The 14994-nt window shown below is 52.2% G+C and carries 1 protein-coding gene; it reads left to right on the forward strand.

Going from position 1 to position 14994, the window contains the following annotated elements:
• Nucleotides 1–12 precede the first annotated feature (12 nt).
• Nucleotides 13–14952 (forward strand): Cna B-type domain-containing protein, encoded by a 14940-nt coding sequence (locus JNO48_13285; protein ID QTE68142.1) that lies wholly within the window; start codon nucleotides 13–15, stop codon nucleotides 14950–14952.
• Nucleotides 14953–14994 lie beyond the last annotated feature (42 nt).

Here is a 14994-nt window from a genome sequence, read left to right on the forward strand (position 1 = left end):
AGGATGAAGCAGATGAAACGGAGACTGACAGCGCTCCTGCTGGCGCTGTTCCAGATTGTGTCGATTATAGCGCCGGGCAGCTTCGCGGCTGCCGAAGGCGAGCAGGAAATAGTTACAGGAACAGTCAACTTTGTGGGGGGAAAATCGCTGTTCTATGTTTACGTAGACGGCAGCAGTGAGGATTTATCTGCTTTAGGGGCAAATGACTATATCATTATCCGGCGCTTTAACGGCGGTAATGACGTAGCCTATGCGCGTATCCCCATGAGTGACATCAATAGTGCCGGATACTACAAGGTGGATGACAGCCAGGACTTTATATCCCAATCGGGACAAGTATTTGATGACCCCAATGCAATGTATAGGGTCTGTGTGGCGCATATGGAGGGCATCACCGATCCGGATTATGACCAACTGGATACCGCGTTTAAAAATGCCGGAAACAACCTTACTTCCGGCGGAAAACAGTATGTTACCAGCATTTCCGGAAAGAATAAGGGAGATATCTCCATTCAGCTGAACCGGCAGACAGAAGCTTTTGACGTGGGAATCACCTTCCGGGACAAGGACGGCAACCCAATCCCGGCGCCGGCCGTGGACGGCAATTACTACCTGATCGCGCTGGATGTGGGCCCGGACGGCAGTTTCTCGGCAGCAAATATTTCCACCCTTCCCAGCAATACCTACTGGTATATCGATAAGCTGGAGGAATTTGCCGGCACAGCCACTCCGACCGTTGTTTCCATTCCCGGATTCAGCAATGAGCCTTACCGGAAATATTCAGCGTCCGAAAATGTCGGAACTGCATACCAGGGCCTGGATGAAGCAGTAAAGAACCGGATCCGGGTCCGCCTGGTTCATTCCAAACGGAAACTGGATACATTTGGCAGCCTGCAGCAGTGGGCAAACAGCCCCTATGAGGTTAATGTTTACAATGAGGCAATCAACGGCAGCTTTGCCAACTACACACCGGACAGCAGCAACGGTCCGGTAGCGGATGGAACTGTGGACTACCAGATCAGCTTCCAGGAAAAGGCACCGGTCGCCCATACGGTCAAAATTGAATTTGATCCGGCAGATTCCAATATTACGATCCCGGGAGGGACGTATTACCTGCTGCTGGAAGCAACCTCCATGGACGGAACCCGGCAGTATTACAAAACGGTTGAGCTGAAGACTGACGATGACAATACTATTGAACTTGACCAGGACTGGAGCAATGGACAGAAGTTCTCCTCCAACTGGAGAAATATTACCGCGACAGTCATCAAGGCTAACAGACAGGGTTCAGTTTCTGCGGGAGCCGACAGCCCAGAAACCGGAACTTATTCTGAGGTTAAATCAATCGGGAACAATCCATTTACCTATCAGCGGACTGAAACAAAAACAACTGATGGATATTACCTGAGCATTGAACATAAGCTTACGGTGGAAGTGAAGCCGCTGGAAAAAGCGCTGACGCCCACCCAAGTGCTCGGACCGGGAATCAATTACGGCATCACTGCGGAGACGTTTGACCAGGTTGGCCATATGGAGACCAACTTTGCCACCAATTACTTCAAATGCAATAAAGGCAACCAGGTCAACGTGGATCCGGACCTGGGCAAAAACACCGGCGCGATCGCTGCAGCGCATATCGAAGGCAAACTCCATATGAACGCATCGCGGGATACGATCCTGTTCGTCGATAAGGCAGATGCCAGGAAGGTGGATCATAATACCCAGAATACCATCCTGGTTGAGTCCACAAGCAGCAAAATATCCGAATCCATCGTCAATCCGATCCTGAACCACGGAAGATCGATGTCCGCCGCCCTGAGCGCAAAGGAAGCGACTTACAGGCCGAGCTCCCCGAACATCGACCTGACGCAGTTCCCGGACGGAAAGACCATCTATATTGACCCATCAGACATCGAGAGTGTTTTCACCGGAAACGGCGGGTTCCCCCATATCAAAATGTATCCCAACCAGACGGTTGTTTTCAACCTCCCGTATGATACGGTGAAGGTCGGGCAGATCCAGTATACATTTACGGACGGCGTATCCTGGGCAAGCGACACCGGGCGGCAGCGGATTGCCGGCAATACGGTTTTCAACATGCTGAACGCAAAGACCGTGACGCTGGATGAAGCAATCGGTATGTTTCTGATTCCCCGTGCGGATTCCCAAACCACCATTACCCAGTCCAGCGAAGGCTGGGTGATTACCGGTGGCACGATTACCAGCCGGCAGCAGTCCAACGAATGGCACAACCGGAACCAGAACCTGTCTGAGACTGCGGACGCGGATGCGAGCTTCGGGAAGAAGCTGGACGGCCGGATCCCGGCAGAAAACGAAGAGTTCGAGTTTGATATCTACAGATGGAAAGAAAACGACGCGAATGATGCGGGCGAGAGCCACTGGGAGAAGGTGGCCACCATCCGCAACGACGGCCAGTCCATGAACTATACGTTCAAAAAAGGGGACGGGCGGGTATTCAGGATTAAAGAAAAAGGAAAAGCAGAAGGCACACCCGGGAACTATTTCTATGATGAAATGGAATACTATATCACGGTTGTGCAGATGGGGTACAAGAATGCTGTGTATGCCGCATTCCCGGAATACTATACGGACGCAGCCCACGCCATCGAACGGTTCCGGAAGAACGATATCAGCGGAACTGAATCCAACTCCCGGTTCATGGGCGTAATTGACGCGACCCGGGACACGAATTCCATCGGTTCCATCACCTTCCACAATGAGACGAAGAATACGCAGACGGCCCACCTGCAGGCGGAGAAGATCATCAACGAGTGGGGTAATGCCACGGAATTCTCCTTTGTCCTGACACCGAAGAAAGGTGCAGACGGGAAATATCCGCCCATGCCGGCGGACGCCATGAATGCCTCCGGTATTACGTATGAGGCAGCGGTTAAGGCCGGAAATGCCGGCACGGCCGGAACGTTTACGAAAACTGTGAAGGTGAAGAAATCCACCGGCGTGGAAGCAAACTTTGGCACGATTGAATACAGTGATCCCGGTACATACGGCTATACGATCCGTGAGGTTATTCCGGGCACCGCGCGCGCGATTGACACTGCAAACGGGAACAAACTCCTGACAATCACATACGCAGATGATCAAAGTTATCCCCGCTATTACCTGGATGGTATGGAATACGGCAACACATCGGTGGACGTTTCCGTGACGGTTGATCGGAACGGTACCGAGCCGGTTGTGACATATGCCAATGATTCGACGAAAAAGTACGCGGAATTCAGCAACACGTACCGGCGGGCGGAAACCGAACTGAAGGCAGCCAAAGGGATTACGGGCGCCAGGACCCAGTTCAAGGCAGGGGACAAGTGGATCTTTACCGTGACCGCCGAAGATAAGGATAATCCGGACAATAAGGATATCCCGATGCCCCGGACCGCGGAACCAATCACCCTGGAACCGACAGATGGGAAACTGTTAATACCGGTTGATTTCGGATCGATCGAATATACAATTGCGGACGCCGGGAAAACATATATTTATACCATTACGGAGACAGACGCAACCGGAAAAACCGTAATTGATACGAAGCAGGTTGAAGTGACTGTTTCCCAGAATTCGGATGGATCCCTGCGGGTAACCCGGACTCCGGGAGAAGACGATGTTTCCTTTACAAACTTTGACGCGGGCAAAACAAGCTTCAGCGTAAGCAAGATATGGCATGACAGAAGCGGGAACCAGGTTACCCATGATACCGGCTCCGCAACCGTGCAGCTAATCGCCGTGAAGGGAGAAGCCATCTCCGCGCCCAGCCCGAAGGGCAACCTGACCGTGAGCGTTGACGGAACGAACAAACTGCCGGAAGAAACCAGCATTACCGTGACGCTCAACGGTGAATCCAGGACGCTGAACGCAGGCAACGACTGGAGTGCGGCCTTCACCGGTATTCCGGCCGGCAAAAATACCCTGACGGCGGCTTCCAATGATGGAAGCGTGCGGGTAAGCCCGGCCGAGAGCACAGTCATCATTACCGATGATACTCAGTACTTCACATTGAGCGCAGAATACATTCCGCCGCTGAAAGACCTGGAAGTGAAGATCAGCTGGGCGGGAGGGGAAGAACCGGGTGGCGACATTACTGCAACAGCAAGCGACGGAGAAAAGATCAGGCTGGACAGCGGAAACGGATGGACCTGCCGGCTGAAGAATAAGACGGCCGGTGAAACATACACCGTAACGCTGACAAAGCCCATCGGGGTGAATTATGCGTCCGGTGAATCCCAGGAGATTGTCATTGCCGGCAATGACAATAACCAGCTGGTATTCAGCGGGACATATAACGCGCGTGCGTCCAGGATCCCGGTTGTGATCAACTGGAACGACGTTCCCGAAGGCATCTCGGTTACCGTTACAGCAACCAATGCAAACAACGGAAACGACTCCGCTTCCATCACGCTCAACCCGAACGGGACAACGAAGTGGGAAGGGGAAATCACCAGCCTCCGAAACGGGGAAGATTACAGCGTTACTTACCGCATTGACGGGGCAAACAGCGGAAATGCGAAACTGAATCCCGAAGGTACGCGGACGGTTATCGCCGGGAGTACCGCCCGGTATACCGGACACTATGAGGAAGGAATACCCGAAAAAGACAAAGTTACCCTGCTGATCTACAAGAAGAGCATAGGCCAGAACGATGATGAACTGCTTTACGGACCGCAGGAGTTCAGAGCCGGACAGAAGATCGACGTTACGGTCACCGTTCACGGCTGGGGATTCAAAGCCAATTACCGGGCAACCAACGGACAGTCCGGACAGACGAATACCCAGTATACCAACAACGACTATATGGATACGATCAGCTTCACATTTAACACATCCGGTGAGCATAAGATCTTGTTTGAATCGGGATGGGGCAAGTCTGCGATTATCGCAGCGACAGCTGCCCAGAGGGCAGTAACATCCAGCCTGATCCGGAAGCTGTTCACAGCTGATCAGCTGATTGCTGCAAACGGCGTTTCGGACGTCCGCTTTACCAGCACGTCTCCGGAACTTACAATCCAGTCCAACCTGACACAACTGGATACCATTGTGGGTGAAATTGAAGAGGACGGATATACGCTGGTCGGTGAACCTGTTACCCTTGACCAGAGCAACGGGTGGCAGCATACATGGGAAAACCTTCCGGAATACTACCGGGATGAAGACGGAAATATCTTCAGGCTGACCTATTATGCCATTGAAACAGAAGCCCTCGCGACGGAAGCGAACTCGTATTCAACGGATAAAAAGACAATCACCAATACCGAGCGGACAAGGCATATCATTAACAATGCCTGCCTGACTGTGCATAAAGTGGATCAGGACAATCAGGACCTGAGCGGTTCTTCATTCGGATTATATTCGGATGCAGCCTGCACGTCACAGATAAAGACTTTCACCGGCGGCACCTTTAAAATCTGGACAAATGACAATGCACTGGCTTCTTTCCTGCCGACAACCGACGGTGGCGAGAACACGGTATATCTGAAGGAAATCAGTGCACCGGCCGGATATGAAAAGAGTACGACCGTTTATCCGGTGAAGATCACGGCATCCATCAGCGGCCAGACATATATCGAACAGGATGCTTACTGCATTACCACAACGTATACAATCAGCTGCAACGGCTCGATTGGATTGTACGTAACGAATACCCGGAAGACCGATACGGCGACGGTTCACGACAGCGTTGAAATCAACAAGACGGACGGAACGAACGCCCTGGGCGGAGCTGTGTTTGAGCTGAAGAGCGGGGAAAAGGAAATCGCCACGTATACAACCGCCGCAGGAACCGGCAAAGCGACAATCAGCACGGATGATGCGGCGCTGGCAAGCTATCTGCCGGCAGCCGGAGCAGAAACAGTCCTGACACTGAGTGAAAAGAGGGCGCCGGCCGGATACAAGGCTTCCAGCGCAACCTGGACAGTTAAGATTACCGCGAGCAAAAACGAAGCGTATAACGCTGATCAGGACAAGTTCATTACGACAACGACCTATACCATGACGATTGCTGATGGCGAAGAGGTTGACGTAACGAATACAAAGAAGACAGGCACGGCGACTGTTGACGACAGTGTTGAAATCAACAAGACGGACGGAACAAATGCCTTGGGCGGAGCTGTGTTTGAGCTGAAGAGCGGGGACACGGAAATCGCGAGGTACACCACGGACGAAACGACGGGCAAAGCGACAATCAGCACAGCCGATACAAAACTGGCAAGCTATCTGCCGGCGGCCGGCGCGGAAACAGTCCTGACGCTGAGTGAAAAGACGGCACCGGCCGGATATGAAGCATCCAGCACAACCTGGACAGTTAAGATTACAGCAGCCGATAGCGAAGATTATGATTCTGCACAGGACAAGTTCATTACGACAACGACCTACACCATGACGATTGCAGATGGTGAAGAGATTGACGTAACGAATACAAAGAAGACGGGCACGGCGACTGTTGATGACAGTGTTGAAATCAACAAGACGGACGGAACAAATGCCCTGGGCGGAGCTGTGTTTGACCTGAAGAGCGGGGATACGGAAATCGCGACGTACATCACGGACGAAACGACCGGTAAAGCGACGATCAGCACCGATGATACGGCACTGGCGAGCTATCTGCCGACAGCCGGAGCGGAAACAGTCCTGACGCTGAGTGAAAAGACGGCACCGGCCGGATACGAGGCTTCCAGCGCAACCTGGACAGTCAGGATTACAGCAGCCGATAGCGAAGCATATAATTCTGCACAGGACAAGTTCATTACGACTACAACCTACACCATGACGATTGCAGATGGTGAAGAGGTTGACGTAACGAACACAAAGAAGACCGGAACGGCTGTTGTTGATGACAGTGTTGAAATCAACAAGACGGACGGAACGAACGCCCTGGGCGGAGCGGTGTTCGCGCTGAAGAGCGGGGATACGGAAATCACCACGTACACCACGGACGAAACGACCGGTAAAGCGACGATCAGCACGGATGATGTGACGCTGGCAAGCTATCTGCCGACAGCCGGAGCAGAAACAGTCCTGACGCTGAGTGAAAAGACAGCACCGGCCGGGTATGAAGCATCCAGCACAACCTGGACAGTTAAGATTACAGCAGCCGATAGCGAAGCTTATGATTCTGCACAGGACAAGTTCATTACGACAACGACCTACACCATGACGATTGCAGATGGTGAAGAGATTGACGTAACGAATACAAAGAAGACGGGCACGGCGACTGTTGACGACAGTGTTGAAATCAACAAGACGGACGGAACAAATGCCCTGGGCGGAGCTGTGTTTGAGCTGAAGAGCGGAGATACGGAAATCGCGACGTACACCACGGACGAAACGACCGGTAAAGCGACGATCAGCACGGATGATGTGACGCTGGCAAGCTATCTGCCGACAGCCGGAGCAGAAACAGTCCTGACGCTGAGCGAAAAGACGGCACCGGCCGGATATGAAGCATCCAGCACAACCTGGACAGTTAAGATTACAGCAGCCGATAGCGAAGCTTATGATTCTGCACAGGACAAGTTCATTACGACAACGACCTACACCATGACGATTGCAGATGGTGAAGAGGTTGACGTAATCAACAGCGCGATTACCGGCATAGCCAGGAACGAAGCCAGCGTCACCGTGAACAAGAAGGATGGGGAAGCGGACCTGAAGGGCGCGATCTTCATGCTGTATGACGGAACGAAAGAGATCCGGACCTACGGCAGCGAGGATGCTTGCACGTTTACAATCAGTACAGCCGATACAGAACTGGCGGACTACCTGCCGGCGGCGGGAGAAAGCAAAGCCCTGACGCTGAAGGAAACGACAGCTCCAACCGGATATGAACTGAGCACAACCGAATACAGCGTTGTAATCGGCGCGACGGAAGCTACCGCCTGGAATGACGACCATACAAAGCTGGTAACGACGACCACGTATACGATGACGATTGACGGCGAAGCCAGCCAGGATATCCAGAACAGCGCGATTACCGGCACAGCCAGGAACGAAGCCAGCGTCACCGTGAACAAGAAGGATGGGGAAGCGGACCTGAAGGGCGCGATCTTCATGCTGTATGACGGAACGAAAGAGATCCGGACCTACGGCAGCGAGGATGCTTCCACGTTTACAATCAGCACAGCCGATACAGAACTGGCGGACTACCTGCCGGCGGCGAGAGAAAGCAAAGCCCTGACGCTGAAGGAAACGAAAGCGCCGACCGGATATGAACTGGGTACAACCGAATACAGCATTGTGATCGGTGCAACGAAGGATACCGCCTGGAATGAAGACCATACCAAGCTGGTAACGACGACCACGTACACGATGACAATTGACGACGAAGCCAGCCAGGATGTCCAGAACAGTGCGATTACCGGCACAGCCAGGAACGAAGCCAGCGTCACCGTGAACAAGAAGGACGGAAAAGCGGCCCTGAAGGGCGCGATCTTCACGCTGTATGACGGAACAAAAGAGATCCGGACCTACGGCAGCGCAGATGAATCTTCGTTCGAAATCAGCACAACTGATACAGAACTGGCGGGCTACCTGCCGGCGGCGGGAGCCAGCAAAGCCCTGACGCTGAAGGAAACGAAAGCGCCGACCGGATATGAACTGGGTACAACCGAATACAGCGTTGTAATCGGCGCAACGGAAGCTACCGCCTGGAATAGCGACCATACCAAGCTGGTAACGACGACCACGTACACGATGACGATCAATGGTGAAACCAGCCAGGATATCCAGAACAGCGCGATTACCGGCACAGCCAGGAACGAAGCCAGCGTCACCGTGAACAAGAAGGATGGGGAAGCGGACCTGAAGGGCGCGACCTTCACGTTGTATGACGGCACGGAAACGATCCGGACTTACGGCAGCGAGGATGCTTCCACGTTTACAATCAGCACAGCCGATACAGAACTGGCGGACTACCTGCCGGCGGCGGGAGCCAGCAAAGCCCTGATACTGAAGGAAACGACAGCTCCAACCGGATATGAACTGAGCACAACCGAATACAGCGTTGTAATCGGCGCAACGGAAGCTACCGCCTGGAATAGCGACCATACCAAGCTGGTAACGACGACCACGTACACGATGACAATTGACGGCGAAGCCAGCCAGGATGTCCAGAACAGTGCGATTACCGGCACAGCCAGGAACGAAGCCAACGTCACCGTGAACAAGAAAGACGGGGAGACAGCACTGAAGGGTGCGATCTTCACACTGTATGACGGAACGAAAGAGATCCGGACCTACGGCAGCGAGGATGCTTCCACGTTTACAATCAGCACAGCCGATACAGAACTGGCAGGCTACCTGCCGGCGGCGGGAGGAAGCAAAGCCCTGACGCTGAAGGAAACGAAAGCGCCGACCGGATATGAACTGGGCACAACCGAATACAGCATTGTGATCGGCGCAACGGAAGCTACCGCCTGGAATAGCGACCATACCAAGCTGGTAACGACGACCACGTATACGATGACAATTGACGGCGAAGCCAGCCAGGATGTCCAGAACAGTGCGATTACCGGCACAGCCAGGAACGAAGCCAGCGTCACCGTGAACAAGAAGGATGGGGAAGCGTACCTGAAGGGCGCGATCTTCATGCTGTATGACGGAACGAAAGAGATCCGGACCTACGGCAGCGAGGATGCTTCCACGTTTACAATCAGCACAGCCGATACAGAACTGGCAGGCTACCTGCCGGCGGCGGGAGGAAGCAAAGCCCTGACGCTGAAGGAAACGAAAGCGCCGACCGGATATGAACTGGGTACAACCGAATACAGCATTGTGATCGGTGCAACGGATGCTACCGCCTGGAATAGCGACCATACCAAGCTGGTAACGACGACCACGTACACGATGACAATTGACGGCGAAGCCAGCCAGGATGTCCAGAACAGTGCGATTACCGGCACAGCCAGGAACGAAGCCAACGTCACCGTGAACAAGAAGGATGGGGAAGCGGACCTGAAGGGCGCGATCTTCATGCTGTATGACGGAACGAAAGAGATCCGGACCTACGGCAGCGCGGATGAATCTTCATTCCAGATCAGCACGGCCGATGAAGAACTGGCAGGCTACCTGCCGGCGGCGGGAGGAAGCAAAGCCCTGACGCTGAAGGAAACGAAAGCGCCGACCGGATATGAACTGGGCACAACCGAATACAGCATTGTGATCGGTGCAACGAAGGATACCGCCTGGAATGAAGACCATACCAAGCTGGTAACGACGACCACGTACACGATGACGATTGACGGCGAAGCCGGTAAGGTCATCCAGAACACGAAAAAGGTTGTTGAAAAGACAGTCAACGACAAAGTTGTTGTCAACAAGATCGACCAGGATGGTAATTCTCTGTCTGGCGCCAAGTTCGAGCTGTACAGTGATTCCGGATGCACAGAAAAGATTGCAGACTATGAAGGCGGCAGCTTTGAAATCAACACTGAAGATGAAGCTCTGTCTACTTATCTGCTGACAATAAATGGCGGAACAGTAAATCTGTATCTGAAAGAGACAAAAGAACCGGTAGGATATAAGAAAGACACATCCATACATGAACTGACAGTCTCAAAAACAGTCAGTGATCTGGTTTGCGTTGAAACGGAAGGTGCTTTTGTTATAACGACAACCTATACCATGACGATTGATAATGGTAGAAAGATCGATGTAACAAACATCATTACCGGCACAACCAGCGTAAGCGGAACGAAAACCTGGGTGGACGGTGGAAAGGACCATGACAACTCCAAAGACGTAACGCTGACGCTGAAGCGGACAAGCAAGAAAGCGGGCTCGACGGAGGAGAACGTAAGCGATGCTGCAATTACCTGGGAAGGAAACAAATACACATATTCGAACCTCTCGATGTATGATGAGGAAGGATACGAGTATGTCTACAGTGTCGAAGAAGCCAAGATTGATGGATACAAGACTGAAAAGAAGAATCAATACAACTTCACGAACACAATCACCGGCACAACCAGCGTAAGTGGAACGAAGACCTGGATTGACGGCGGGAAGGACCATGACAACACCAAAGACGTCACGCTGACACTGAAGCGGACGAGCAAGAAAGCGGGCTCCACAGAAGAGACCGTCAGCGATGCCACGCCTTCTTGGAATGGCGACACTTACACATACAGCAACCTGCAGCAGTATGACGCAGAAGGTTATGAGTATGAATACAGTGTTGAAGAAGCTGCAATCGATGGCTACAAGACCGTAAAAGACAATTACGACTTCACCAATACGCTCACCGGCACAACCAGCGTAAGCGGAACGAAGACCTGGATTGACGGCGGGAAGGACCATGACAACTCCAAGGACGTCACGCTGACACTGAAGCGGACGAGCAAGAAAGCGGGCTCCACGGAAGAGACCGTCAGCGATGCTACGATTTCTTGGAATGGCGACACTTACACATACAGCAACCTGCAGCAGTATGACGCAGAAGGTTATGAGTATGAATACAGTGTTGAAGAAGTTGCAATCGATGGCTATAAGACCGTAAAAGATGATTACAACTTCACGAACACAATCACCGGCACAACCAGCGTAAGCGGAACGAAGACCTGGATTGACGGCGGGAAGGACCATGACAACAACAAAGACGTCACGCTGACGCTGAAGCGGACAAGCAAGAAAGCGGGCTCCACGGAAGAGACCGTCAGCGATGCTACGATTTCTTGGAATGGCGACACTTACACATACAGCAACCTGCAGCAGTATGACGCAGAAGGTTACGAGTATGTCTACAGTGTCGAAGAAGCCAAGATTGATGGATACAAGACTGAAAAGAAGAATCAATACGACTTCACGAACACGATCACCGGTACAATCAGCGTAAGCGGAACGAAGACCTGGGTGGACGGTGGAAAGGGCCATGACAACTCTAAGGACGTCACGCTGACACTGAAGCGGACAAGCAAGAAAGCGGGCTCCACGGAAGAGACCGTCAGCGATGCTACGATTTCTTGGAATGGCGACACTTACACATACAGCAACCTGCAGCAGTATGACGCAGAAGGATACGAGTATGTCTACAGTGTCGAAGAAGCCAAGATTGATGGATACAAGACTGAAAAGAAGAATCAATACGACTTCACGAACACGATCACCGGTACAATCAGCGTAAGCGGAACGAAGACCTGGGTGGACGGTGGAAAGGGCCATGACAACTCTAAGGACGTCACGCTGACACTGAAGCGGACAAGCAAGAAAGCGGGCTCCACGGAAGAGACCGTCAGCGATGCCACGCCTTCTTGGAATGGCGACACTTACACATACAGCAACCTGCCGAAGTATGACGGGGAAGGGTATGCGTATACCTACAGTATTGAAGAAGCCGAGATTGATGGATACAAGACCGTAAAAGACAATTACGACTTCACCAATACGCTCACCGGCACAACCAGCGTAAGCGGAACGAAGACCTGGATTGACGGCGGGAAGGACCATGACAACACCAAAGACGTCACGCTGACACTGAAGCGGACGAGCAAGAAAGCGGGCTCCACAGAAGAGACCGTCAGCGATGCCACGCCTTCTTGGAATGGCGACACTTACACATACAGCAACCTGCAGCAGTATGACGCAGAAGGTTATGAGTATGAATACAGTGTTGAAGAAGCTGCAATCGATGGCTACAAGACCGTAAAAGATGATTACAACTTCACGAACACAATCACCGGCACAACCAGCGTAAGCGGAACGAAGACCTGGATTGACGGCGGGAAGGACCATGACAACACCAAAGACGTAACGCTGACGCTGAAGCGGACAAGCAAGAAAGCGGGCTCCACGGAAGAGACCGTCAGCGATGCTACGATTTCTTGGAATGGCGACACTTACACATACAGCAACCTGCAGCAGTATGACGCAGAAGGATACGAGTATGTCTACAGTGTCGAAGAAGCCAAGATTGATGGATACAAGACTGAAAAGAAGAATCAATACGACTTCACGAACACGATCACCGGTACAATCAGCGTAAGCGGAACGAAGACCTGGGTGGACGGTGGAAAGGGCCATGACAACTCTAAGGACGTCACGCTGACACTGAAGCGGACAAGCAAGAAAGCGGGCTCCACGGAAGAGACCGTCAGCGATGCCACGCCTTCTTGGAATGGCGACACTTACACATACAGCAACCTGCCGAAGTATGACGGGGAAGGGTATGCGTATACCTACAGTATTGAAGAAGCCGAGATTGATGGATACAAGACCGTAAAAGACAATTACGACTTCACCAATACGCTCACCGGCACAACCAGCGTAAGCGGAACGAAGACCTGGATTGACGGCGGGAAGGACCATGACAACTCCAAGGACGTCACGCTGACACTGAAGCGGACGAGCAAGAAAGCGAACTCCACAGAAGAGACCGTCAGCGATGCCACGCCTTCTTGGAATGGCGACACTTACACATACAGCAACCTGCAGCAGTATGACGCAGAAGGTTATGAGTATGAATACAGTGTTGAAGAAGCTGCAATCGATGGCTACAAGACCGTAAAAGATGATTACAACTTCACGAACACAATCACCGGCACAACCAGCGTAAGCGGAACGAAGACCTGGATTGACGGCGGGAAGGACCATGACAACACCAAAGACGTCACGCTGACACTGAAGCGGACGAGCAAGAAAGCGAACTCCACAGAAGAGACCGTCAGCGATGCCACGCCTTCTTGGAATGGCGACACTTACACATACAGCAACCTGCAGCAGTATGACGCAGAAGGTTATGAGTATGAATACAGTGTTGAAGAAGCTGCAATCGATGGCTACAAGACCGTAAAAGATGATTACAACTTCACGAACACAATCACCGGCACAACCAGCGTAAGTGGAACGAAGACCTGGATTGACGGCGGGAAGGACCATGACAACACCAAAGACGTCACGCTGACACTGAAGCGGACGAGCAAGAAAGCGGGCTCCACAGAAGAGACCGTCAGCGATGCCACGCCTTCTTGGAATGGCGACACTTACACATACAGCAACCTGCAGCAGTATGACGCAGAAGGTTATGAGTATGAATACAGTGTTGAAGAAGCTGCAATCGATGGCTACAAGACCGTAAAAGATGATTACAACTTTACGAACACAATTACCGGCACAACCAGCGTAAGTGGAACGAAGACCTGGGTGGACGGTGGAAAGGGCCATGACAACTCCAAGGACGTCACGCTGACACTGAAGCGGACGAGCAAGAAAGCGGGCTCCACGGAAGAGACCGTCAGCGATGCTACGATTTCTTGGAATGGCGACACTTACACATACAGCGACCTGCAGCAGTATGACGCAGAAGGTTATGAGTATGAATACAGTGTTGAAGAAGCTGCAATCGATGGCTACAAGACCGTAAAAGATGATTACAACTTCACGAACACAATCACCGGCACAACCAGCGTAAGCGGAACGAAGACCTGGATTGACGGCGGGAAGGACCATGACAACAACAAAGACGTCACGCTGACACTGAAGCGGACGAGCAAGAAAGCGGGCTCCACGGAAGAGACCGTCAGCGATGCTACGATTTCTTGGAATGGCGACACTTACACATACAGCGACCTGCAGCAGTATGACGCAGAAGGTTATGAGTATGAATACAGTGTTGAAGAAGCTGCAATCGATGGCTACAAGACCGTAAAAGATGATTACAACTTCACGAACACAATCACCGGCACAACCAGCGTAAGTGGAACGAAGACCTGGATTGACGGCGGGAAGGACCATGACAACACCAAAGACGTCACGCTGACACTGAAGCGGACGAGCAAGAAAGCGGGCTCCACAGAAGAGACCGTCAGCGATGCCACGCCTTCTTGGAATGGCGACACTTACACATACAGCAACCTGCAGCAGTATGACGCAGAAGGTTATGAGTATGAATACAGTGTTGAAGAAGAAGCGCAATCGATGGCTACAAGACCGTAAAAGATGATTACAACTTTACGAACACAATTACCGGCACAACCA

This window comes from Clostridiales bacterium, from assembly GCA_017569285.1.
In the GTDB taxonomy this organism is placed as follows: domain Bacteria; phylum Bacillota; class Clostridia; order Christensenellales; family Aristaeellaceae; genus Aristaeella.

What these genes read in the sequence shown, in the direction of transcription:
- JNO48_13285 (QTE68142.1), top strand. Translation starts at nt 13, where the DNA reads ATGAAACGGAGACTGACAGCGCTCCTGCTGGCGCTGTTCCAGATTGTG.